This window comes from Dactylosporangium sp. NPDC005555, from assembly GCF_040605635.1.
Taxonomy (GTDB): domain Bacteria; phylum Actinomycetota; class Actinomycetes; order Mycobacteriales; family Micromonosporaceae; genus Dactylosporangium.
The window spans coordinates 18,183-41,277 of record NZ_JBEXDG010000001.1; the positions used below are offsets into that span (position 1 = coordinate 18,183).

At 70.7% G+C, this 23,095-nt stretch carries 22 protein-coding genes and 1 tRNA gene; 7 read left to right on the forward strand and 16 right to left on the reverse strand.

What is annotated here, in order from left to right:
* Positions 1 to 7: 7 nt before the first annotated feature.
* The 3 genes from ABZS58_RS00115 to ABZS58_RS00125 all read right to left on the reverse strand — a co-directional run bounded on the left by ABZS58_RS00115 (position 8) and on the right by ABZS58_RS00125 (position 1,993).
* On the reverse strand, positions 8 to 1,177 hold the full coding sequence (locus tag ABZS58_RS00115) for a DUF1015 family protein (protein ID WP_354775928.1): 1,170 nt from the start codon (positions 1,175 to 1,177) through the stop codon (positions 8 to 10).
* Positions 1,178 to 1,194: 17 nt separating this feature from the next.
* Complete coding sequence (locus tag ABZS58_RS00120; RefSeq protein WP_354775930.1) at positions 1,195 to 1,383, reverse strand: hypothetical protein; 189 nt, start codon at positions 1,381 to 1,383, stop codon at positions 1,195 to 1,197.
* Between the two features lie 169 nt (positions 1,384 to 1,552).
* On the reverse strand, positions 1,553 to 1,993 hold the full coding sequence (locus tag ABZS58_RS00125) for an ATP-binding protein (RefSeq protein ID WP_354775932.1): 441 nt from the start codon (positions 1,991 to 1,993) through the stop codon (positions 1,553 to 1,555).
* A 114-nt stretch (positions 1,994 to 2,107) separates the two neighbouring features.
* Here ABZS58_RS00125 and ABZS58_RS00130 point away from each other — a divergent pair, with 114 nt between their 5' ends.
* Entirely contained in the window at positions 2,108 to 3,046 is a 939-nt protein-coding gene (locus tag ABZS58_RS00130; RefSeq protein WP_354775934.1) for a cation diffusion facilitator family transporter, read from the forward strand.
* Here ABZS58_RS00130 and ABZS58_RS00135 read toward each other — a convergent pair.
* The 3 genes from ABZS58_RS00135 to ABZS58_RS00145 are packed head-to-tail and all read right to left on the reverse strand — an operon-like array spanning position 3,014 to position 4,365.
* On the reverse strand, positions 3,014 to 3,331 hold the full coding sequence (locus ABZS58_RS00135) for a DUF3817 domain-containing protein (protein WP_354776764.1): 318 nt from the start codon (positions 3,329 to 3,331) through the stop codon (positions 3,014 to 3,016). The two genes, ABZS58_RS00130 and ABZS58_RS00135, sit on opposite strands and share 33 nt — an antisense overlap.
* Before the next feature lie 13 nt (positions 3,332 to 3,344).
* Positions 3,345 to 3,683, reverse strand: coding sequence for a hypothetical protein (locus ABZS58_RS00140; protein WP_354775936.1), 339 nt, complete (start codon positions 3,681 to 3,683; stop codon positions 3,345 to 3,347).
* A gap of 52 nt (positions 3,684 to 3,735) precedes the next feature.
* Positions 3,736 to 4,365 carry a disulfide bond formation protein DsbA gene (locus ABZS58_RS00145; protein ID WP_354775938.1) on the reverse strand — a complete coding sequence of 210 codons (630 nt, stop codon included), beginning with the start codon at positions 4,363 to 4,365 and terminating at the stop codon, positions 3,736 to 3,738.
* 160 nt (positions 4,366 to 4,525) lie between these two features.
* On the opposite strand from ABZS58_RS00145, the gene pepN reads away from it, so the two are divergent.
* Positions 4,526 to 7,120, forward strand: a complete 2,595-nt coding sequence (gene pepN / locus ABZS58_RS00150; protein ID WP_354776766.1) for an aminopeptidase N — start codon at positions 4,526 to 4,528, stop codon at positions 7,118 to 7,120.
* A 137-nt stretch (positions 7,121 to 7,257) separates the two neighbouring features.
* Here the strand turns inward: pepN and ABZS58_RS00155 are convergent, their stop codons facing one another.
* The 5 genes from ABZS58_RS00155 to ABZS58_RS00175 all read right to left on the reverse strand — a co-directional run bounded on the left by ABZS58_RS00155 (position 7,258) and on the right by ABZS58_RS00175 (position 12,816).
* Positions 7,258 to 8,205 (reverse strand): hypothetical protein, encoded by a 948-nt coding sequence (locus tag ABZS58_RS00155; protein WP_354775939.1) that lies wholly within the window; start codon positions 8,203 to 8,205, stop codon positions 7,258 to 7,260.
* Between the two features lie 132 nt (positions 8,206 to 8,337).
* Positions 8,338 to 9,591: a PKD domain containing protein gene (locus tag ABZS58_RS00160; RefSeq protein ID WP_354775941.1), complete on the reverse strand. Its 1,254-nt coding sequence runs from the start codon at positions 9,589 to 9,591 to the stop codon at positions 8,338 to 8,340.
* 75 nt (positions 9,592 to 9,666) lie between these two features.
* A complete protein-coding gene (locus ABZS58_RS00165) occupies positions 9,667 to 10,080 on the reverse strand; it encodes a globin (RefSeq protein WP_354775943.1) in 414 nt (137 codons plus the stop codon).
* Between the two features lie 29 nt (positions 10,081 to 10,109).
* Positions 10,110 to 11,579 (reverse strand): MFS transporter, encoded by a 1,470-nt coding sequence (locus ABZS58_RS00170; protein ID WP_354775945.1) that lies wholly within the window; start codon positions 11,577 to 11,579, stop codon positions 10,110 to 10,112.
* A 232-nt stretch (positions 11,580 to 11,811) separates the two neighbouring features.
* The gene (locus ABZS58_RS00175) at positions 11,812 to 12,816 is read right to left on the reverse strand and encodes a mechanosensitive ion channel family protein (protein WP_354776769.1); all 1,005 of its coding nucleotides are present in this window, start codon (positions 12,814 to 12,816) and stop codon (positions 11,812 to 11,814) included.
* A 208-nt stretch (positions 12,817 to 13,024) separates the two neighbouring features.
* Between ABZS58_RS00175 and ABZS58_RS00180 the strand changes: the two genes are divergently transcribed.
* Positions 13,025 to 13,567 carry an HNH endonuclease gene (locus ABZS58_RS00180; RefSeq protein ID WP_354775947.1) on the forward strand — a complete coding sequence of 181 codons (543 nt, stop codon included), beginning with the start codon at positions 13,025 to 13,027 and terminating at the stop codon, positions 13,565 to 13,567.
* A 5-nt stretch (positions 13,568 to 13,572) separates the two neighbouring features.
* Here ABZS58_RS00180 and kynU read toward each other — a convergent pair whose 3' ends face one another.
* Positions 13,573 to 14,808 carry a kynureninase gene (gene kynU / locus ABZS58_RS00185; RefSeq protein WP_354775949.1) on the reverse strand — a complete coding sequence of 412 codons (1,236 nt, stop codon included), beginning with the start codon at positions 14,806 to 14,808 and terminating at the stop codon, positions 13,573 to 13,575.
* A 115-nt stretch (positions 14,809 to 14,923) separates the two neighbouring features.
* Between kynU and ABZS58_RS00190 the strand changes: the two genes are divergently transcribed.
* The gene (locus ABZS58_RS00190) at positions 14,924 to 15,226 is read left to right on the forward strand and encodes a hypothetical protein (protein WP_354775951.1); all 303 of its coding nucleotides are present in this window, start codon (positions 14,924 to 14,926) and stop codon (positions 15,224 to 15,226) included.
* Positions 15,213 to 15,617: a DUF5130 family protein gene (locus ABZS58_RS00195; RefSeq protein ID WP_354775953.1), complete on the forward strand. Its 405-nt coding sequence runs from the start codon at positions 15,213 to 15,215 to the stop codon at positions 15,615 to 15,617. The genes ABZS58_RS00190 and ABZS58_RS00195 overlap by 14 nt, the downstream gene beginning before the upstream one ends.
* Positions 15,618 to 15,984: 367 nt before the next feature.
* Here the strand turns inward: ABZS58_RS00195 and ABZS58_RS00200 are convergent.
* The 4 genes from ABZS58_RS00200 to ABZS58_RS00215 all read right to left on the reverse strand — a co-directional run bounded on the left by ABZS58_RS00200 (position 15,985) and on the right by ABZS58_RS00215 (position 20,861).
* Positions 15,985 to 16,060 (reverse strand) — tRNA-His (locus tag ABZS58_RS00200).
* Between the two features lie 53 nt (positions 16,061 to 16,113).
* Positions 16,114 to 16,752, reverse strand: coding sequence for an oligoribonuclease (gene orn / locus ABZS58_RS00205; protein WP_354775955.1), 639 nt, complete (start codon positions 16,750 to 16,752; stop codon positions 16,114 to 16,116).
* Positions 16,753 to 16,790: 38 nt separating this feature from the next.
* Positions 16,791 to 18,521, reverse strand: coding sequence for a hypothetical protein (locus ABZS58_RS00210; RefSeq protein WP_354775957.1), 1,731 nt, complete (start codon positions 18,519 to 18,521; stop codon positions 16,791 to 16,793).
* Positions 18,522 to 19,121: 600 nt separating this feature from the next.
* Positions 19,122 to 20,861 carry a copper resistance protein CopC gene (locus ABZS58_RS00215; protein WP_354775959.1) on the reverse strand — a complete coding sequence of 580 codons (1,740 nt, stop codon included), beginning with the start codon at positions 20,859 to 20,861 and terminating at the stop codon, positions 19,122 to 19,124.
* A gap of 131 nt (positions 20,862 to 20,992) precedes the next feature.
* Here ABZS58_RS00215 and bcp point away from each other — a divergent pair, with 131 nt between their 5' ends.
* Both bcp and ABZS58_RS00225 read left to right on the forward strand, forming a co-directional pair.
* Positions 20,993 to 21,466 (forward strand): thioredoxin-dependent thiol peroxidase, encoded by a 474-nt coding sequence (gene bcp, locus ABZS58_RS00220; protein WP_354775960.1) that lies wholly within the window; start codon positions 20,993 to 20,995, stop codon positions 21,464 to 21,466.
* A 66-nt stretch (positions 21,467 to 21,532) separates the two neighbouring features.
* Complete coding sequence (locus ABZS58_RS00225) at positions 21,533 to 23,092, forward strand: circularly permuted type 2 ATP-grasp protein (protein WP_354775962.1); 1,560 nt, start codon at positions 21,533 to 21,535, stop codon at positions 23,090 to 23,092.
* Positions 23,093 to 23,095: the final 3 nt, after the last annotated feature.

Below are 23,095 nucleotides of genomic sequence, written 5' to 3' on the forward strand. Positions count from 1 at the left end.
GGTGAAGCTACGACAGTTGGGCGACGACCAGCCCGGCGCGTGCCTTCGGGGTGAACCAGGTGCTCTTGCGGGGCATCTTCTGCCGGGCGAGGTTCACCGCGACGAAGTCGTCGACGGTCACGGGAGCGATGAGCACGGCCAGCTCGGCGCGGCCCGCGTCGACCTCGTCACGCAGCCACGACGCCGGGTAGTCGCCGCCGACATAGGTGATGCGCTTGTCGCCGGGGTCCAGGCCGAGGGTCTCGGCGAAGAGGCGGCGCTCGACGAGGGCGTGGTCGAGGTTGTCGATCACGTCACCGTCGGCGTCGCGCGGCAGCTCGACGGACCAGGCGCCGTCACGGGTGTACAGGTGGATGCGACCACCGGACGCGGGGACCTCAGCGGCGCCGTCGATCGACGAGCCGCCGAAGGAGGCGTCGGCGGGCAGTTCGGAGACCAGGCGGTTGTACGGCTGGATCGCCACCGACTCGGGCGTGGTGACCACGGCGAGGAAGCGCGGGTAGCCGGCGGTCTGCGCGGCGAGGCTGCGGTGGTTGCCGTCGGCGACGACGAGCTCACCGCCGCCGGCGAGGGCGAGCAGCCGGTCGCGGGTCGTGCCGGCGCCCACGGCCCAGATCTCGTGGCTGCGGCCGGCCGGGTCGGTGTCGGTCACCGCGGGCGTGCCGGCGGCGGCGACCGCGTGGGCCAGGGCGGCGTGCAGCGCGTCCCCGTGTGCGGTCTGCAGCAGCAGGACCGGCGACAGCAGATGCGACGTCGCCTCGGCCAGGGCGACCCGCTCGCGGACCTTCTCGATGAAGACGTCCTCGTTGCGGATCACGGCGCCGGGCTCGTCGGCGCTGGTGGAGATCTGGTCGGTGGCGACCATGCACCACAGCCCGTAGGCGCGGGCGCCGTCGGGTGCGGTGATCCGGTAGAGCACGACCACGTCGTCGGCGGACGTGTAGTGCCCGTCGTCCTTCGCGGCCTGCAGGCGGCTCACGGCGTCGGGGAGGCTGTCCCGGAACGAGCGGCCGACGTTGTCCGGCGCCCGGTGGGGCATCTCGATGGCGAGCGCGCTGGACGGGTTCGCCGCGATGATGGCGGTGATCTCCGCGTCGTCGGCGAACTCGTCGTAGTTCTGCGCGCCGGTGCCTCCGGTGGAGAGCCAGGCGTGGGCGATCGGGTACGCAACCGTCATGCCCGAAACGGTATATGTCAGACGGGCTGTGGCACGCCACGGGGGACGGCGCGTCCCGAAGTGCGGTGCTCGATCGTGGACGTGGACGCGCTGACCACGACCGGCGGGGCGAGCAGCGCGATGACGTCGTCGGGCAGGTCGGGCAGGTCCTGCTTCCAGGCGCGGTCCTGCACCATCCAGCGGGTCGTGGTGGTCGGCGTGGTCATGGTGCCCCTCCGGCTTTCGCGGGTGACGTTGCACACTGTGCAACGCTGCCCAGATGTGCCGGAGTCGCACCGGCTGTGCGCATCCATTGCAGACCCGCGGGAGATTCGACGGCACGGTTCTGTCCAGAAATCACCAGCGAGGGTGAGGTCAGATCAAGGACGGTGTGTTTCAGGCGGTCGCCGGGGTCACCCTCGTCAGCATCTTCACGATCCGCAGCGCCACCCCGTGGGGCTGACGGCGGCGGAGCTCGACCATGTCGGCGAGCGCGTGGATGATCCTCAGCCCGCGGCCGCTCTCGGCGTCCACCGCGGCCTCTGCGGCATCAGTGGGGTCGGTGTCCATGTCGGTGTCCATGGAGGACATGCCGATGCCGTCGTCGAGGACGTCGATCACGCAGCGGTCCTCGTGGATGGTGACCGTCACCTGATAGTCGGCGCCGAGGTCGGCGTGCTGCACGGCGTTGGCGCAGGCCTCCCCGACGGCGAGCCCGATGTCGTCGCGGCAGTCCCGGGTGACGGAGAACACGCCCAGCGCGGCGTCGAGGACCCGGCGGGTCAAGGGGACGGTGGACCGATCGCGTGGCAACGACAGCGTCAGCCGGATCTCCATGCCCACAGCCCTGCCCCTTTCTGGTCACTGCAACGTCGTACTGAACTAGTGCCCCGGCATACGGTGGCAGAAACGACTGCCGTCATATAGCGAAGTACGCATAAGATGTCGGACATGGGTCACGACCACGACCACCGCCACGACCACCACCACGCCCCTTCGGCCGACGCCGACCGGCGGCTGCTGGTGCTCGCCCTGGTGCTGATCACCGGCTTCATGGCGGTCGAGGTGACCGTCGGCCTGGTGGTCGACTCCCTCGCGCTGCTGTCCGACGCCGCGCACATGCTGTCGGACGCCGCCGCGATCGCCCTCGCGCTATTCGCGACCCGGCTCGCGGCCCGGCCCCCGTCGGGCGGCTTCACGTTCGGGCTGAAGCGGGCGGAGATCCTCTCCGCGCAGGCCAACGGGCTGACGCTGCTGCTGCTCGCGGTGTGGATCGGCTACGAGTCGGTGACCCGGCTCATCCACCCGCCCACGGTCGGCGGCGGGGCGGTCCTGGTCACCGCACTGGTGGGCGTCGCGGTCAACCTGCTGGTGGTGTGGATCCTCGGCCGGGCCGACCGGTCCAGCCTCAACGTGGAGGGCGCGTTCCAGCACGTGCTGACGGACCTGTTCGCGTTCGTCGCGGCCGCGATCTCGGGCCTGGTCGTGCTGCTCACCGGCTTCAACCGGGCGGACGCGATCGCCTCGCTGGTCGTCGCGGCGCTCATGGTGCGCTCAGGGGTGGGCCTGGTCCGCGACTCGGGCCGGATCTTCCTGGAGGCGGCGCCGGCCGGGATGGACCCCGCGGAGGTCGGCCGCGAGCTGGTCGGCGTGCCGGGTGTGGTGGAGCTGCACGACCTGCACGTCTGGCAGGTCACCTCCGGCTATCCGGCGCTGTCCGCGCACGTGCTGGTGGCGCCGTCCGGCGACTGTCACGCGGTCCGCGAGGCGATCGAGCAGCGGCTGCGGGAGCGCTACGCGATCGAGCACACCACGCTCCAGGTCGACCACACGCTCGACGCCGTGCACTGCGTCGACTCACACGGTGCTTCCTACAAGGGGACGGGCTGACTGGACGCGCCGGGTCACGATCCGCTCGGCGACGAACGACAGGAACGGCACCGTGCCGGCGAGCAGCACGAGCACGGTGAAGCCGAGCTTCCACTTCGCGCGGCGGGCCAGGTCGGCCGCGAGGACCAGGTAGGCCATGTACAGGAAGCCGTGCGCCGGGCCGACCATGGCCACGATCGTGTCGTCGTCGGTCGTGTACTTCAGCACGGTGCCGACGGTGAGCACGACCAGCAGCACGCCGACGATCCAGGCGATGATCCGGAAGCGCGTGAGCGCACTCTTCAACTGCACGGGAACCTCATCCGGGGAAGTCGCGGGGGCGGCGGTCGGGATCGGCCGCCAGCCAGGCCAGCATGCGGTTGTACTCGGCCAGCTGCGGGTCGTCGGCAGCGGCGGCCGGAGCCGGAGCCGTGGGCGCGGCCCTCGGGCGCAGGGGCTCCTGCGTCTTCACCGGCCTCGGCCCGAGAACGTCCCGGACGGCCCGCACCCACAGAAACACCACGAACAGCGCGAAAAGCGGCCACTGGACGGTATACGCCCAGCTCAGCATGTTACCGGCCGTGGCGCGCTGATACTGCCAGCGCCCAGCGAGCAGGCACACGGCCACCCCGGCGAGCGCCAGGACATGCCAGAGCACCCACCGGGGAGTCAGGAACCGCCGCACAGGTAGGCAGCCTACCGCTAGCTCGTCAGTCGAAGACCGGGCCCACGTCGCGGGTGCGCTTGATCTCGTAGAAGCCCGGCGTGCCGGCGACCAGCAGCGTGCCGTCCCAGAGCCGCCCGGCCGCCTCACCCTTCGGGCGCGGGGTGACGACCGGCCCGAAGAACGCGATCAGCTTGCCGTCAGGGCCGGGCACGTGGATGACGGGCGTGCCGACGTCCATGCCCACCGGGTTCATCCCGGCGAGGTGGCTCTCCCGCAGCTGCTCGTCGAACTCGGTGGAGTCGGCGTACTCCGCGAGCTGCGCCGGCAGGCCCGCCTCGACCAGCGCGCTCTCGTACAGCTCCGCGCTGAGCTCCTGCCGCTCGAGGTGCAGCCGGTTGCCCAGCGCCGTGTACAGCGGGCGCAGCACGTCGTTGCCGAACTTCTGCTCGGCCGCGATCGCGATCCGGACCGGGCCCCAACCCTTGGCCAGACCCTCTTTGTATCGCTCGGGGAGATCGTCGCGGCCCTCGTTGAGGATCGACAGGCTCATGACATGGAACCGCACGTCAACTGGGCGAACCTGCTCCACCTCGAGCAGCCAGCGGGAGGTGATCCAGGCCCACGGGCACCGCGGGTCGAACCACATGTCTGCGATGATGCGCTCTTCCGCCATGGCGGCGACACCTCACTTCAAGCGAGCACGACAGCAACACTACCGAAAGCATCGGGAAACCGATTCGATCCTTACGCCTCGCATACCCCGGGTGCCAGCCGGGCTGCGGGTGACCTGAGCCACTCCTCCGTTGTCCGCCATGGACGTGGAAGACTCAGGGATGGCGCCGTCGACGGGGACGGCCACAGCGAACGACAGGAGACGACACGTGGCCGGTGTACGCAACCTACGCCAGGTTGAGGCGGTCGACCGGGCCCGACTGCTCGACGTTGCGGCGTACGACATCAGTCTCGACCTGACGGACGGCGCCGGCTACCCGGGCGAGGGCACGTTCCGGACCACGACCGAGGTGCGCTTCACCTGCACCGAGCCGGGCGCCGACACGTTCATCGAGCTCGCCGTGACGACGGTGCTGCGCGCGACGCTCAACGGCGCCGACCTCGACACCTCCGGCTGGTCCCCGCAGACCGGGCTGCGCCTGCCCGGCCTCGCCGCCGACAACGTCCTGGTCGTCGAGGCCGAGGGCACCTACTCGACGACCGGCCAGGGGCTGCACCGCAGCGTCGACCCGGTCGACAAGGAGGTGTATCTCTACAGCCAGTTCGAGACGACCGACGCGCAGCGGGTCTACGCCTGCTTCGACCAGCCCGATCTCAAGGCCAGCTTCACGTTCCACGTGACCGCGCCGGCGCACTGGAAGGTCATCTCCAACATGCCGCCGGAGCGGCGCGACGGCCTCACCGTGCACTTCCCGCCCACACCGCGGATGAGCACCTACGTCACGGCGGTCTGCGCCGGGCCGTATCACGAGGTCCGCGACAGCCACGACGGCATCGACCTGGGCGTGTTCTGCCGCCAGTCGATGAAGCAGTATCTGGACGCCGACGACATCCTGCTCATCACCAAGCAGGGCTTCGACTTCTTCCACGAGGAGTTCGGCATCCGGTATCCGCTGCCGAAGTACGACCAGGTCTACTCGCCGGAGTTCAACGCCGGAGCGATGGAGAACTTCGGCTGCGTCGTGCACGCCGAGCAGCACTACATCTTCCGCTCCCCCGTCACCGACTTCGAATACGAGCAGCGCGCCAACACGATCCTGCACGAGCTCGCCCACATGTGGTTCGGCGACCTCGTCACGATGCGCTGGTGGGACGACCTGTGGCTCAACGAGTCGTTCGCGGAGTGGGCCAGCCACTGGTGCAACACCCGCGCGACCCGCTTCACCGACGCGTGGACGACGTTCCTGTCCATCCGCAAGAACTGGGGCTACCGGCAGGACCAGCTGTCCTCCACCCACCCCGTCTACTGCGAGATGCCGGACGTCGAGGCGGTCGAGGTCAACTTCGACGGCATCACGTATGCCAAGGGCGCCAGCGTCGTCAAGCAGCTCGTGGCGTACGTGGGGATCGACCCCTTCCTGACAGGGCTCCGCGCCTACTTCGAGCAGCACCAGTGGGGCAACGCGACCTTCGACGACCTGCTGTCGGCGCTGGAGACGGCCTCGGGCAAGGAGCTGCGCAAGTTCGCCGCGCAGTGGCTGGAGACCGCCCAGGTCAACACCCTGCGCCCCGAGCTGACCATCGCCGCCGACGGCACGTATGAGCAGGTCGTCGTCGTGCAGGAGGCGCCCGCCGCCTACCCGACGCTGCGCACCCACCGCATCGGCATCGGCCTGTACGACGTGACCGACGCCGGCCTGGTCCGCCGCGAGCTCATCGAGGCCGACGTCGACGGCGAGCGCACCGAGATCACCACTCTGACCGGCCGCCGCGCCGCCGACGTCCTGCTGCTCAACGACGACGACCTCACCTACGCGAAGTTGCGCCTCGACCCGCGCTCGATGGACACCGTCGCCGATCACATCCTCGGCATGGACAACTCCCTCGCCCGCGCCCTGGTGTGGACCGCGGCGTGGGACATGGTCCGCGACGCCGAGCTCGCCGTGCGCGACTACATCAAGCTGATCGCGTCCGGCCTGCCCGCCGAGCGCGACATCAACCTGGTCACCGCCACGATCCGGCAGGCCCAGTCGGCGCTCGTCTTCTACGCCGACCCGGCCTGGGCCTCGGAGGGCTGGCGGGCCCTGTCCGCCACCGCCCGCACGGCGCTGCGCGACGCGGCACCCGGCAGCGGCTTCCAGCTCGCGTGGGCCCGCTCGTTCGCGGCGGCCGCTCGTACACCGGAAGACCTCGCGGTCCTGACCGGCTGGCTCGACGACGTGGACGTCCCCTCCGGCCTGACCATCCAGGCCGACCTGCGCTGGGGCATCCTGCACGCCCTCATCGCCAACGGCGCGGCCGACCCGGCCCAGATCGAGACCGAGCTCGACCGCGACCGGACCGCGAGCGGCGAACGCCAGGCGGCCCTGGCCCGCGCCCTCGTCCCGACCGCCGCGTCGAAGGCGGAGACGTGGCGCCGCCTCGTCGAGGACCACCACCTGCCCAACTGGCTGCAGCGCTCGCTCCTGCAGGGCTTCCAGCACTCGGCCCAGGTGTCCTTGACCGCCCCGTTCCTGCCCACGTTCTTCGACGCCGTCACGACCGTGTGGGAGCACCGCGACTCGGAGCCGGCCGCGGAGTTCGCCGAGCTCGGCTACCCGTCGTTCCAGGTCAGCGACGACACGGTGGCGCGCACCGAGGCGTGGCTCGCCGAGCCCGGCCGCCCTGCCCCGCTGCGCCGCCTGGTCGGCGAGGGCCGCGACGGCATCGTCCGCGCCCTGAAGGCCCGTGCCAAGGACGCAGCCGCCGCAGGCTGACCGTCGTTCCGCCCCGAAGGACGGGCCTCGCTCACTCCGAGCGTGCCCGTCCTTCGTCCTGTCCACCCCTCATGACCCCGAGAAGACTCCGCGCGCTGCCGGGCTGCTCCTCGGGCCGGGCCGTTCGCTGCGAGAAGCTATTCCGCGGACAGGCCGTCGGGCTGCCGGCCGGCGTTGGCGACCTTGAGCGCCGCGACGAGGTTCGCGTTCTCGGCACGGGCCGCGGCGAGCTCCTCCTGCAGCTTGACGACCTCGGCGTGGGTCTGGGCCCGCACCGCCTCGATCGCGGCGATGATCGGCTCCGCCGAGATGGACGCGCCGCCGGTCTGGATCGAGGCGATGAGGCTGTTGATGGCGGCGACCGCCGCCACGTCCCGGGTCTCGTCGGCGGCGGCCGCGGCGATGAGCGCGTCGAGCTTCACGGCCATCTGCCGCAGCGGGTTGGGGAACCCCTGGCCGGCCTGGTCGCTCCACGGGAAGTCGAACTGGATGACGTCGGTGCCGGCGACGAGCGCGGTGATGCCGCGCTCCGCGTTGGCGATGAGCTGTGAGTCGGCCACGCTGTAGTCCCTTCCTTGCAGGCGTCCGATCGGGTCGTATTCGTCGGCCCGGTCGTCGTCGTCGGCGTCGGACCGGCCCGAGATGTGGATGTGGCCGTCGTCCGACGACGACCTGGTGGTCCGCCGCAACGGGCTGGCGGCGTCGGTCCACCGCTCCTGGTTGCAGTTGCCCTTTTCGTCGGTCCAGTTGATGTACTTGATCCACATGGCGCCCGGGTGCCCGGCGTCACGGTCCTTGATGAGCTGCCGCGCGATGTCGGCGTTCTCCTTGCGGTGCGTGGCGGAGCCGGAGCGCGGCATGACGTCCAGGGCCCGCGCCCTCCACCGCTTGTTGGTGCCCGGCCAGCCGGTCACCGAGTACGGCGTGTGGTCCTCGGGGGTGTTGGCCTTCTGGTGCTCCTCGTTGGGGTAGTCGTAGACGGTGAGGCCGTATCCGCGCAATGTGCGCTGGACCGCCTTGGCCGGGCGGATCAGCGTGTACGGCTGACCCGCCGCGAGCCAGTCCCGATAGCCCTGCGACGCCATCCGGTCTCCCTCCGTGCGCGTCCCTGCGTCCAACCTATTCGCCGGTGTCACGAAGTGCATCGACACATCGGCCGACCCCGGAGCGCGGAAAGGCCCCCGTCGCAGTGACGGGGGCCTTTCCGGAGAGCATGGTCAGACAGGCAGCATCGCGACGCGGGCGTGCCACTCGCCGCCGATCTTCTCCGTGTCGGAGCCGACGAGCAGGCCGTACGGGGTCGCCAGGAGCGCCCTGGCGCCGACCCCGCGCGGCTCGCGCTTCGGGTTGAACGCGGTGGCCTTGCCGGTGAGCGGGCTGATCGCGGCGATGCCGGGCCGGGCGACCGCGCCCTTGCCGGCGTTCTCCTTGCCGAACGGGTTGTCCATCCAGCGCTGGTGGCCGCCGACGTAGACCGCGGCGCCGGTGTCCGCGACCGAGTACAGCGAGTCTCCGCCGGTCCAGTTGGTCCAGAGCGGCTTGTGCAGCCCGGTGCCGCGCAGGTCGAAGCGGGCGGCGGTGTCGCACATCAGGTGGTCGCCCCACTTGCGGCCGGTCGTGACGATCGTCGCGTAGGTGCCGGTCGGGTCGAAGTCGATGCCCCGCAGGTAGGTCTCGAAGCCGGCGCGGCACGGCTTGGTGTAGACGTCGGTGTACCAGTCGGCGAGCCGGGCCTGGTTCACCGCGTTCTCGATCACGACGACCTGGGCGCGGTACTGGCCGAACGCCTGCTCGACGGCGCCGACCGCGGCGAGCCGGTTGCCGTCGGGGCTGATCGCCAGGTCCTCGAGCTTGACCCGGGTCAGGTTGGGCGCGGCGAGCTTCGCGTCGAAGGTCGTGTCGGCCCAGCCGCTGGTGGCGTTGAGGCGGGCCAGCCCGGCACGCTTCTGCCCGCCGATCTCGGTGAACGAGCCGGCCGCGAACAGCCACGGCCCGTACGCCACGATGCTGCGCGTGTCCCCCCAGTTGATCGAGCCGGTGAAGGCCGGGACGCGCTTGCCGTCGGTGAGGCTGAGCTGGGCGAGGCCCCGCTGCGCGCCGCCGCCGATCTTCTGGAAGGCCCCGCCCGCGTAGACGGTGTTGTTCGGCCCGGCGGCGAGCGTCAGGACCACGTCGTCGGCCTCCGGGGCGAACGGCAGAATCTCGCCGGTCGTCACCCGGTACGCGAAGATGTTCTTGCGCTTGAGCTTCGCGCTCTTACCTGCCGGGACGACGGTGGTGAAGTCGCCGCCGACCACGACGACGTCCCCGACGAGGGCGAACGCGCGCACCTCGCCGTCCAGGACGTTCGGCGTGTTGTCGACGGGGTTGGTCGACACGGTCGAGGCGTGGTTGAGCGCCGCCGAGGCGGGGATGGCGACCGCGATCGCGGCCAGTGCGGTAGCGGCGGCGGCGATCAATCGTCGGCGCATACGTGCGGCTCCTTCGTCAGTACCCGGGGAAGCGCCCAACATGGGGCGCATACACCGCTAACGAAGGAAAGTTACCTAAGACACGATGTGTCCGATTTGGTCATCTGGACCGGACGCGTTGACCATGAAGTGGGCGGCGCGTTCCAGGTATTCCCACAGCACGGCCTCGGACTCGGGCTCCAGGGCGATCGCGTCGACGGCCCGGCGCATCTGCCCCAGCCACGCGTCGCGCTCGGCGGGCCCGATCACGAACGGCGCGTGCCGCATCCGCAGCCGCGGGTGGCCGCGAGCCTCCGAATACGTGCTCGGGCCGCCCCAGTACTGGATCAGGAACAGCCGGAACCGCTCGTTGGCCGGCCCGAGGTCCTCTTCCGGATACAGCGGCCGCAGGATCGGGTCGTCGGCCACGCCGGCGTAGAACTCGTCGACCAGCTTGCGGAACGTCGGCTCGCCGCCGACGAGCTCGTAGAAGTTCGGGGAGGACGTCACCCGTCAACTATGCCGCGCCCGCGGCTGAGCTAGCGCGGCGGGAGCGCACCGAGATCTGTTGTGCGCTCGCTGAGGTCGACCGTGCGCTCCGGCGGGTCGGCGACCGGCACCCGGCGCTGGACCGGCCCGGGCGACGGGCGGGGGCGGCGCGCGGCGAGGGGCGCGCGGCCCAGGTCGATGGTGACCTCGCCGAAGTCCTCACCTCCACCGGGCGGGGCGGCGTGCTCCTCGGCGGCGACCCGGACCTTGTTGGCCGCGATCGCGTCGGCGATCGTGGCGTGCGCCGGCCAGGTGGTGACGATGACCGCCATGGCGATCACGCCGAAGATCGCGAAATACCCGACGACCTGCGGCAACGGGTAGTGACTGGCGAGCCAGCCGGTGAAGAGGATCGAGCCGCCCTGGATGAGGTGCACGCCGCTCTGCATCACGCCGAACGCGCGGGCCCGGTACGCCGGCGGCAGCACCTGCACGAACAGCCCGTTCGTGGCCGGGAGGGTGCCGGACAGCGCGGCACCGGAGATCAGGGTCATCAGCACGACCCCGTAGATGTTGAGGTCGAACAGGGCCGGCACCAGCACCAGCGGTGTGAGCAGCGCGAACGGCCGGATGAACGCGATGCGCCGCTGCGGTGACACCAGCCACGTCATCACGACGCTGCCGGCGACGAAGCCGATCGCCGCGGCGACCATGATCATGCCGAGATAGACGGCGTTGGGGCCGCCGGCCAGGTCGGCGGTCCAGGCCGCGGCGAGGCCCTCGGGGACCACACCGAAGCAGACGCCGCAGAAGACGACCAGCGCGATCGAGCGCATCACCGGTGAGCGGAACACGACCGTGTACCCCTCGGCGGCCTCCCGCACCAGGTTGCTGCGCTTGTCGGCGGTGAGGCTCGGGACCCGCTCCTTCACCCACACGGCCAGCAGCAGCGCCGACGCGCCGAAGCTGGCGGCGTTGAGCAGCAGCGCGTACCGCGCGTCGACCGCGGTCAGGGCGGCACCCACGGCATAGCCCGCGATCAGGGCGAACTGGCCGGACGTGCGCTGCAGGGTCAGCGCGGTGACATACTGCTCGCCCCGCAGGAGCCGCGGCAGCAGGGCCGAGCGGGCACTGTCGAACGGGGGGCTCAGCAGCGCGCTGATGAACAGCAGCCCGATGAGCGCGCCGACCGGCAGGCCGCCGAAGACCGCGAGCGCGGTCATGATGGTCATCCGGGCCAGGTCCGACAGGATCATGATCTTGCGATACGAGTGCCGCTCGCTGATCGCGGCGAGGACCGCGCCGATGCCGAGCCAGGGCAGGTAGCTGATCGCGAACGCCGCCGCCGACGCGATAGGCGACTCGGTGCGCATGTAGACGAGCGCGATGACCGCGGCCCGGGCGGCGCTGTCCCCGAACCACGACAGCGTGCTGGCGGTGAAGACCGCCAGGTATTCACGGTCGCGGAGGACCTCCCGCACGCCGGCCGGGCGCTCGGCGGACTCGTCGGGATCGGACACCGGCGGAGCCCCCTTTCCATCGGTCACGACAGCGGCGTCGAGCGTTCGCGGGCGCGGCCGAACCGGTCTGCTCCGACGTCGGGAGGGGTCGAACGACGCCGGACCGGGACATTGTGCAGCGATGCACCTGAACGAACGGACGATAACCGAATAGCCACCCGATGCGCGACCCTACCCGCAGGGCTGGTCGCAAGTGCCCGCAAGATCGGGCAAACACACCTAAGGGTCAGACTTAGGTCGGACCTGCCTGATCGGATTCCGCGCCGGTGTCCGCGGGCGGGCGGATGAACATCCGCGAGGCGTTGATCTGTGCGGCGATCCCGGCCTTCTCCAGGGCCTCGGTGAGCCGGCGCCGCAGCTCCCGGCCGACCCGCCACTGCGCCTCGGTCGACGTCTTCACCGTCGTGCGCAGCACCGCGCCCTCGACGGTGAGCTGCTCGACGCCCAGCACGGTCGGCGGGTCGATGAAGTCGTCGACGAAGGCCGGGTCGTCCGCGACGGCCGCGGCCGCCTCGCGCAGCACCGCGGTCGCCTGGTCGACGGCGACGAAGCCGACCGGCACGTCGATGTTGACCACGGCCCAGCCCTGGCTCTTGTTGCCGACCCGCACGATCTCGCCGTTGCGCACGTACCAGACGACGCCGGCCGCGTCCCGGATCGTGGTGATCCGGAGGCCGACCGCCTCGACGGTGCCGACGGTCTCGCCGATGTCGACCACGTCGCCGATGCCGTACTGGTCCTCCAGGAGCATGAACAAGCCGGCGATGAAGTCCTTCACGAGGTTCTGGGCGCCGAAACCTATCGCCAGGCCGGCGATGCCGGCGCTGGCCAGCAGCGGTCCGAGGTTGAGGCCGATCTCGCCGAGCACGAGCATGGCGGAGATGCTGAACACTACCGCCGAGGCGATGCTGCGCAGCACCGAGCCGAGCGCGCGGGCCCGCTGGTTGCGCCGCTCCCAGGGCGCGGTGAGCGAGTTGGGCAGCCGCCGGCGCAGCGGGCGCAGCAGCGAGCCGCCGGACTCGCTCTCCGACACCGTGTGCCGGATCAGGCGGTCGATGGCCCGATGGATGATCGCCCGGATCAGGAGCGCCAGGATGATGATCACGACGATGGTGAGCGGCTTGACCAGCACCCAGTAGCTGCTCTCGGCCAGCCAGGTGATCTTGGTCTGGTCGTACACGAACTGGCAGAAGTCGTTGTTCGAGCAGCTCGGGACGGGATCTGGCGCCTGCTTCAGCGACAGGACGAGCGCGCTACTCAACAAGGAACTCCCCACTAATCGGGACAAACACTCAAGGGTTCGGCCGAAGGTTCACCCACCGGCCGCAAATAGTACGTGCAATCCGAGGATCTATCAGGGACGATTAGCCCACGGACCCCCACCTCGGTGGCCCGTCACACAGACCTTCTCCAGGGAGTTTCCTTCACGCACTAGGGGGACGGCGATGCCTGACATACGACCCGCACGAGTATCGGGTGCGCTGGTTCTGAATGCCACCTACGAGCCGCTGTGTGTCGTGTCTGTCAGACGTGCCACAATTCTGGTCCTCACTTCGAAGGCGGTCTGCGTCGCCGACGGTGAGGGCATCCTGCACAGTGCGATGAACGAGCTCCCGGTCCCCTCCGTGGTCCGGCTCACCCGCTACGTCCGGGTCCCCTATCGCACCCACATAGGCCTGTCGCGCCGGGGCATCTTCGCCCGCGACGGCTGGCGGTGCGCCTACTGCCGCGGGCCCGCCGAGACCATCGACCACGTGATGCCACGCAGCCGCGGTGGGCGGCACGCCTGGGAGAACGTCGTCGCCGCCTGCGCCCGCTGCAACCACACCAAAGGTGACAAAACGCCAGCCGAACTCGGCTGGCGTTTGCTTGCCAGCCCCCATGCGCCCAAGGGCGTCGCGTGGCGGGTCCTCGGCCACCGCACCCCCGACCCGCGCTGGGCCGACTGGCTCGACATGCCGATGGACGGCCAGCAACTGGCCGCGTGACGGCCTCACGTCACCCGCCCCGGCTCCGCCGCGAACTCGCGGTAGGAACCGGTGGCGATGATGTCGCGGAGCCGCGCCATGCCGTCCCACACGTCCACGAAGCGGGTGTAGAGCGGCGCCAGCCCGAGCCGCAGCCGCTGCGGGGTGCGGAAGTCGGGGATGACCCCTTGCGCTTTCAGCGCCTGGCAGATCTGCCACGCCTGCGGGTGGTGGAAGGTCACGTGCGAGCCGCGCCGCGCCGGGTCCGCCGGAGAGGCCAGGTCGAGCCCTTCGCCGAGCCGGATGGCGTACTGCGAAAGCTCGGCACTCTTGGCGTACAGCCTCGGTAGGCCGGCCTCGGCGGTGATCCGGGCACCCTCGAGCACCGCGTAGACACCCAGGACCGGCGGCGTGCCGACCTGGAACCGCTCGATCGACTCGACAGGGTCGTAGCCCGCACCCATGGCGAACTGGTCGCGCTGGCCGAACCAGCCCCAGATCGGCTGCCGCAGCTCCGTCTGCAGGCCGGCCCGGACGTACAGGAACGCGGGCGCGCCGGGTCCCGCGTTGAGGTACTTGTACGTGCACCCGACCGCCAGGTCCGCGCCGGACTCACGCAGGGGCACCGGCACCGACCCCGCGGAGTGGCACAGATCCCACAGTGTGAGGGCCCCCACCCGGTGCGCGGCAGTGGTGATCGCCACCATGTCGGCGAGCGCGCCCGACCGGTACGCCACGTGCGAAAGGCACACGAGGGCGACGTCGTCGTCGAGACTTTCGGCGATCCGCGCGGGGTCGATCCCGGCGTCGATGTCGGTCTCCACCGTGCGCAGTCGCAGTCCCCGCGCCTTGGCCAGCCCCTCCAGGACGTAACGGTCGGTGGGGAAGTTGTCGTCGTCGGTGACGATGACGCTCCTGTCCGGGCGGGCGTCCAGGGCCGCCGACGCCAGCTTGAACAGGTTGACCGTGGACGAATCGGACAGGATGACCTCGCCCCTGCCGACGCCCAGGACGCCTTCGGCGATCACGTCGCCGACCTGTCCGGCCAGGTCGATCCACCTGTCCCAGCCGCGGATCAGCTCGCCGCCCCACTCCTGCTCGATCGCGTCGCGCAGCCGGTCACGCGTCGTGAGCGGCAGCCGGCCGAGCGAGTTGCCGTCGAGGTACACCAGACGCTCGTCCGGGATGTGGAAACGCGTGCGGAAGTGACCGATCGGGTCCTGTGCGTCACGTGTTTCGGCATACCGGCGGCTGAGGTCCATGCACCTGACCGTATCTTCTCGAAGATCGGCGGCACCCCCGGCAACGCGCTGGTCATCATGGCCCGCTAACGTGAAGCAGGTCTTTTAGTCCCTTCGACGCCTGGGGGCGTTGAGCTTGTCCATCATCGAGACGACGCTGATCTTCGCCGGCATCCCGGTCGCGATCATCGTGCTCATCGCGGGCGCCGGCTACGCCGGCGGTGCCCGGCGCAACAAGCGCTACCGGCCCGGCAGGCCGTTCGACTTCACGCCGGTCTGGTTCCTGTCCGTGCCCGAGCAGGTGACCGAGCCGGCGGCGGGCCGCGAGCTCACCGGTGCGCGGCGGGCCGAGCTGACCGCCGGCGCGCCCGCCGTGACCGAATGGTCCGGCGACCGGGCGCAGCCGCACGTCATGGGAGGCGCAAGTGACCGGTGGTAACGGAGCTGGCCTGATCGGCCAGCCCGACGTCCTGAACGGCCCGTTCACCACGCGCCAGCTGCTCCGCCTCGACGAGGCGCTGCGCCTGGCCGACTCGTCGACCGGCCTCACCTTCAGCATCTACGTGGGCGACCTCACCGACCCGATGCGCGGCCACGCCGAGCAGCTGCACGGCCAGCTCGCCGACCCGGCGCACTCGGTCCTCATCGCGGTGTCGCCCAACCAGCGCACCCTGGAGATCATCACCGGCGGCGAGGCACGCCGCCGGCTCCCCGACCGCGCGGCCAAGCTGGCCGCTCTGTCGATGGCCGCGGCCTTCGGCGGCGGCGACCTCGCCGGCGGTCTGGTCGCCGGCCTCTCCCAGCTGGCCGACCACGCCGGCCGCCACTGACGCACCGCTCGCGCTTTCCGACGGCGCGCCGCCTCCCGCACGTGGAGCGGCGCGCCGTTTCGTTCTCCCCACGATCCGTTTCGTTCTCCACGATCCGTTTCGTTCTCCAGGATCCGGCGAGCGACCGGTGATCCGGAAGACCTTGTCCGCCAGGAGCGCGGTCGATGCGCCGCTGCCGGACCCGTTCGCGGGTATGGCGGCCGGCGTGCCTCCGGTCCTGGTCCGGGCACTCCCGGCTGGGCACGTCGACCATCGCGGCCGCACAGGCGCTGGCCTCTGCCTCGGGACTCTCTCGTCCAGCGGCGCCGGCTCCCGGCCCCTGCAACGAGTTGAGCCCTGGTCCTAGGACCAGGGCTCAACTACCGCATGGGGTGACTGATGGGATTTGAACCCACGACACCCGGGACCACAACCCGGTGCTCTGCCAACTGAGCTACAGCCACCATGAACGTGCTCGCCAATAATAGGGCATGGGCACGGGGATTCGTCGACTGGGTTAGCGCGTCCGGGTGTCGGTTTCCCGGCTCAGCTCCGCGCCGATCGCCTTGGCCGCCTCCACGTCCGGTCCCGGCAGCGGGACGAACAGGGTCCGGCGGTAATACTCCAGCTCCCGGATGCTCTCCCGGATGTCCGCGAGGGCCCGGTGCGCGAGGCCCTTCGGCGGCTGACCGAAGTACACCCGCGGATACCACCGGCGGCACAGCTCCTTGATCGAGGAGACGTCGATCATCCGGTAGTGCAGGTGGTTGTCCAGCCGCGGCATGTCCCGCGCCAGGAACCCCCGGTCCGTGGCGATCGAGTTGCCGCACAGCGGCGCCGTGCGCGGATCCGGCACGTGGGTGGTGATGTAGTCCATGACGAGGTCCTCGGCCTCCGCCACGGTGACGGCCGAGGCCCGCACCGCCTCGGTGAGCCCCGACTTGGCGTGCATGTCGCGCACCACGTCGAGCATGCCGTCCAGCAGCGCGTCCTCCGCGTGGATCACCACGTCGACGCCCTCGCCCAGCACGTTGAGATCCGGGTCCGTGACCAGCGCCGCCACTTCGATCAGCGCGTCCTTCCCCAGATCGAGCCCCGTCATCTCACAGTCGATCCAGACCAAAAGATCACCCACGCCCCACAGCCTAGTGTTCATCTGGCCGACTTCTCACACTCCCTGACTCCTCGTTACCTTTATCCTTCGGTCGTGACCGCCGGGCGGGCTGCCCGCCAGCTGGCTGTAGCCGCCTTTTCCTGCTGGTCAGCCTGCTGATCGGGCTCCTCCTCGACCGCCACCGGCGCCCAGGTGAACTGCAGCTCGATCGGTGGCAGCTTCGGCAGCGGCGGCAGCGCCAGGTCCTCGTCATCGATCGCGCCGGCGGGTGCGGGCCGGTCCAGCTCGGTCTGACCCGTCGTCTGCCGCGCCGCGTGTACCGCGGCGCTCCCGCCCTCGACAGCGGCGGGCCCGACCTCCGGCCTGCCGTCGTCCGCGGCTGTGGCCTTGGTCTCGTCCTCGCCGACGGTGATCTCGGTCGCCTCGATCGTCACCGCGACCGTGACGACGTGCGCGTCGCGTCCGTCGTGGTTCTCGACGTCCTGGCCTGCGGCGTCCTGCACGGCGTCACCGCTCGCGGCATCCTTGCTTGCAGCGTCCTTGCTTGTGGCGTCCTGCACGGCGTCACCGCTCGCGGCGTCCTTCGTGGCGGCCTGGCTGCCGGTGTCGTTCGTGGTGTTCTTCTTGGTGTCCTTCGGAGTTTCCTTCGGGACGACGGGGTTGAGCAGGGCCGCGATCGGCTCGGACAGCGTCGACAGGTTGCGGCGCAGGCTCACCCGGCTCTTCGTCGGCTGGGACGGCACCGTCGGCAGCACGAGCCGCTCCGCGGCGCGCCGCGTCGGCCACGCGAGGATCAGCACCGCCAGCAGGAACAACGCCGCGCCGAGCATGAGCAGCCCGCCGGCCGTCGGCCCGATCCACGCCGGCGCGAGCCGGGCGGTCACCGTGGCGTTGATCCCGGCGGTGCCGTCCGCGTTCATGACGACGAGGGCCAGGTGCCGCCCCCGCATCGCCGACGGCGACCAGGTCAGCTCCGCCGCCCCGCCGACGGTGACACCCTTCGCCAGCCAGAACGCCTGCGTCCCCGGCGCCGCCAGCGGCACCGCACTCCCGCCGCCGGTCGCTGTCGCGCCGGTCGCGCTGCTCGTGGCGTTCGGGTCACCGGCGCCCGGGCCGCCCGCGGCGGCGTTCGGGTCGGCCGGCCCACCGGTCGCGGCGTTCGGGTCGGCCTGCCCGGCCGTCGCATTCGGGTCGGCCTGACCACCGGTGCTGGGATCGGCCTGACCGCCCGCGTTCGGATCGGTCTGGGCGCCCGCATCGGGGTCGGCCTGACCGCCGGCGTTCGGATCGGTCTGGGCCCCGGCGTTCGGGTCGCCAGGAACAGCGGGGCCGGCGGTCCCGGGACCTGCCACGGCCGGCCCGCTGCCCGGCACCTGTCCGGCGGCACTGCCGGGCCGCGCGGCCGTGGCCGCCGCGGCGCGGGTCTCGACCTCGGTGAGCTCCACCGGCAGCGGCCCGCGCGCCAGCCTGACCCGCGAGACGCGAGCCTGGACGAGGCCGTCGAGGTACTCCTGCACGGCCTCGTCCGGCGCCAGCCCCACGAACAGGGGGCCGCTGGAGCCGACCGCCGACAGGCTGAGCGTCGTCTGCCCACCCCGCGCGAACGGCGCATCGGCTCGCAGCAACGCGTCGACGTCAGGCACGACCACAGCACGCCCACCGGAACGCAACCGCTCCAGCCGCGCCGTGAACGTGTCATCGGCGGCACGATGCTCCATGGCCACCCAGAGTCCGCCACCGGCAATCGCCAGCGGCACCGCGATGAGCAGCAGCAGCACGCCGACACCTGCCCGAACCAGACGCACGACCATGGCAGCGGCCCCTTCCCCCAGCAATCCGAAGCCGACAATACCGCCAAAAAGCGCTCGAATTAGCTTGTTTCGACCAAACCCCCTGATCGGCAAAGAATTCCCCACTCCAGCCCCCACACAACCCAGACACCGAGCCACCCCGACAAACCACTGCGATCAACAGGACGACCCGCCCTCACGCAGGGACGCTCCCCTCGACCGTCCAGCGAAACCAAGGCCGCGCGCGGATCCTCGACGGGGTTCTTGATGATCCGGAAGAGTTTGTGCTGCTCTGGCGACACATAGTCTTCCGGATCATGGGAAAGAGGCCGGTGTCGATGGCTGGACCGGGAAGTACCACGGTTCGGGCGGCGATCTTCGGGGTGTCGTGTGGGGTGAGGACGGCGCCACTCGCACACCGCCAACGTGGACACGCCCCACGCCCCACGCCCACGCACCGCCCATGCACCGCCCACGCCCCACGCCCCCACGCACCGCCCACGCACCGCCCGGAAAGCGGAACGAGCGGCCGGCCCGCCGTATCCCGCCGGAACGCCGGGGAGTGTCCGGGGATCGTCCGCGCAGCCCGGGAGCGGAGCGGGCGGCGGCGGGCTGCGGGGGTCAGCGGATGGGGACCTGGACGGCGATCGTTGTCTGGTTGAGCTCGTCGACGCGGACGGTGAACTTCAGCTCCCAGGTCCCCGCCGGCGTCAGCGTCACCGAGCCGGTGGCGTGGTCGGGGGTGATGGGCAGGGTCGGCAGGACGATCGGCTCGATGCCCTTGGCCGGGAGCGCCGCGGTCGCCTTCCACTCCACGACCGTCTGCGGCTGGCCCGAGCCGTCGGCCTTGAAGGCATACAGGTGGACGGTGTTGGGGCCGACCTTCCCGGGCGAGACGTCGACCTCGAGCTTCACCAGGTTGGTCGTGACCGTCGTCGTGAAGGGGCCCTCGGCGGCGTTGTCACCGGCCTGCACGCTGCGTGCGGGGCTCGTCTGCACCAGTACCGAAGTGAACCCGAGCACGACGACGGCCACCAGCACCTCGATCAGCACCGCGCGCCGCAGCCTGGCCCGGTCCGCGGGCTCCGCCGGCGGGTCCGCCACCTCCTCCTCGGTGTCATCGAAGGAGTCGTATCCATCGTCGGGGTCCTCGGACGGGTCCGGAACGGGGGCGGGCGTGAAGCGCCGGTTGGTGATGCTGCGGGAATAGGCCGCGATTCCCAGGATGATCGCCAGCAGCCCGACCTTGACCATGACCAGCTGGCCATACGCCGTGCCGGTCAGCGCGTCCAGCGTGCCGATCTCGACGAGGGCCTGGGCGGTGCCCGCGAGGACGAGCACGGTGATGGCCAGCAGCGCCCAACCGGACCAGACCGGCACGATGGCCGTCAGCTCGCGGGTGTCGGCGCGGCGCAGCAGGAACCCGAACAGCATGACGAGGCCGCCGAGCCACACCGCCATCGACGCGAGGTGCGCGACGTCGGCGACGACGGTGAGCGTCGGCACCGGCGAGGCGCTCGGGTGGCCGGAGATCGGCCAGGTGGCGAGACCGACGATGCCGAGGATGATCAGCAGCGTCTGGTCGATCTTGCCGGCGCGCCCGGCGATGAGAGGGCGCAGCAGCACCGCGACGGCGACCGCGACCGCGACGCGGATCAGGTGCGCGGCACCGAACGGGGTGCCGAGCACCTCCCGCGCGGCCGTCGAGGACACGTCGAAGATCGAGGTGCCCGAGGTGTACGGAATCTGCAGGTACAACTCCAGCAGGGCGCTGAACGCGAGCAGCCCGGTGCCGGTCAGCGCCAGCCTGCCCGGGTCGCGGGCGGAGAGCCGGCGGGGCCAGAGAGCGAAGAGCACCAGGGCCGGGCCGACCAGCAGGACCAGGCCGGCGAAACCGATGAACCGCGCGACGGACATCGCGTTCTTCACCACGGCGTCGGTCTTGACGTCTGCGCCGGCGTCGTTCGTGTTTGGGGTGGCGGAGACCTGGCCGTAGGAGAAGCTGTAGCCGCCGCTCACGGGGTGGCTGTCGGCGGAGATGACCCGGTAGCTGACGAGATAGGTGCCCTTGGGCCCGCCGGACCTGACCGGGATGACGAGCTCGGTGTCGCGGGCGACGGGCTTGCCGGTGTCGGCGCGCGAGCCGTCGGGCGCGATGACACGGATCTTGTCGGCGACGATCCGCACCGGCTCGCTGAAGGTGAGCGTGATCTCGCCGGGCATCTGGTCCACGACGGTCCCGGCGACCGGGGCGGTGCGCTCGATGATCGCGTGCGCGCTCGCGGGCGGGGCGGGCAGCACCAGGATCAGCAGCGCCCCGAAGAGCGTCGCCAGGGGGATGGACCATGCGCGGCGGGTCATGGACCCCATGATTTCGCGGTTTTCCGATCGATGCCGCCGCGGGGGTCGAGTTTATACGATCCGTCACGACGCGGGGACGTAATGCTATCCGCCGCCGTGGATGTCACAGCCACGCGATAGAGTCCCGGTCCATGACGACGACACGCCTGGAGCCGGGTGACACGGCCCCCGAGTTCACGTTGCAGACAGATCGCGACGAGCCCCTGTCGCTCGCCGACCTCCGAGGGCGCAAGGTCGTCCTCTATGCCTATCCGGCGGCCATGACCCCCGGGTGCACCAAGCAGGCGTGCGACTTCCGTGACAATCTCGCCTCCTTACAGGCCGCCGGCTATGAGGTCATCGGCATCTCGCCGGACTCACCGGCCAAGCTGGCGCAGTTCCGCGAGCGCGACGCGATCACGTTCCCGCTCGTGTCCGACCCCGACCGGGCGGTGCTGAAGGCCTATGGCGCGTTCGGCGAGAAGCAGAACTACGGGCGCACCGTGCTGGGCGTGATCCGCTCGACCTTCATCGTCGACGAGAAGGGTCACATCGAGCGCGCTCTCTACAACGTGAAGGCGACAGGGCACGTGGCGAAGCTCCGGAGGGACCTCGGCCTGGACTGACGGCAAGATCGGCGGGCAGAACACATCGGTAATGCGGCTGAAACCGATCGTGCCTAGGCTCTCGTCATGGCGGACATCTTCGACGACTACTCGATGTCCGGGGCCATGTTCGAAGCGTGGGACGAGATGTTCGAGCGCCCCGGTCAGCCGCGCTCGCCGTATCGCTCGTTGTTCGCCGCGCTACAGCCGCTCGCCCCGGCCGATCTGCGGTTCCGTGCCGACCAGCTGGCCCGGGTCTTCACCGACCGGGGGGTGACGTTCGCCTATGCGGGCGAGGAGCGGCCCTTCCCGCTGGACCTGATCCCCCGCATCCTCGACGCCCACGAGTGGGACCTGCTGACGGCCGCCGTCCAGCAGCGGGTCAAGGCCCTGGAGGCGTTCCTCGCCGACATCTACGGCGCCGGTCGGGTGTTCAACGACGGCGTCGTGCCCCGCAAACTCATCACCACCAGCGCGCACTTCCACCGCCAGGCGTATGGCATCGAGCCGGCCAACGGCGTGCGGGTGCACATCAGCGGCGTCGACCTGATCCGGGACGAGGAGGGCAGGTTCCGCGTCCTGGAGGACAACCTGCGCATCCCGTCCGGGGTGTCCTACGTGATCGAGAACCGGCGCGCCCTGACCCACACCATGCCGGCGCTCTTCGCCGAGGCGCGGGTCAGGCCGGTCGACGACTACCCGGCACGGCTCCTGGCGGCGCTGCGGGCGGCGGCGCCGGAGGGTGTCGAGGACCCCACGGTCGTCGTGCTGACCCCCGGCGTCTACAACGCCGCGTATTTCGAGCACGCGCTGCTCGCCCGGCTCATGGGCGTCGAGCTCGTCGAGGGCCGCGACCTGGTCTGCAGCGGCAACCGCGTCCGGATGCGCACCACGCAGGGCGAACGCCCGGTGCACGTGGTGTACCGGCGGGTCGACGACGACTTCATGGACCCGCTGCACTTCCGCCCCGACTCGGTGATCGGCTGCCCGGGCATCGTCAACGCGGCCCGCGCCGGCCAGGTCACGCTCGCCAACGCGGTCGGCAACGGCGTCGCCGACGACAAGCTCGTCTACACGTACGTGCCGGACCTGATCCGGTACTACCTGTCGGAAGAGCCACTCATCGACAACGTCGAGACGTACCGGTTGGACGACCGCGACCCGGACGTCCTGCACGACGTGCTCGGCCGGCTCGACCAGCTCGTGCTGAAGCCGGTCGACGGCGCCGGCGGCAAGGGCATCGTGATCGGCCCGCAGGCGTCGGAGGAGACGCTGACGGGCCTCAGGAAACTGGTCGAGAAGGACCCGCGGGGCTGGATCGCGCAGCGGCCCGTGGCGCTGTCGACGTCGCCGACGCTGCTCGGGGACCGGGTCGCGCCGCGCCACATCGACCTGCGGCCGTTCGCGGTCAACGACGGCAACGAGATCTGGCTGCTGCCCGGCGGCCTGACCCGCGTCGCGCTGCCGGAGGGCGCGCTCGTCGTCAACTCCAGCCAGGGCGGCGGCTCGAAGGACACCTGGGTGCTCGCGCACCACTCCGACCCGGCGCCGGTGGCACCACGCGCAAAGGTCGTGCCGGAGCCACGTGAGGCCGGCGGACCCCGCGACAGCGGACCGGTCGCCGCCCAGCTCGCCGGACAGCAGTAGGAG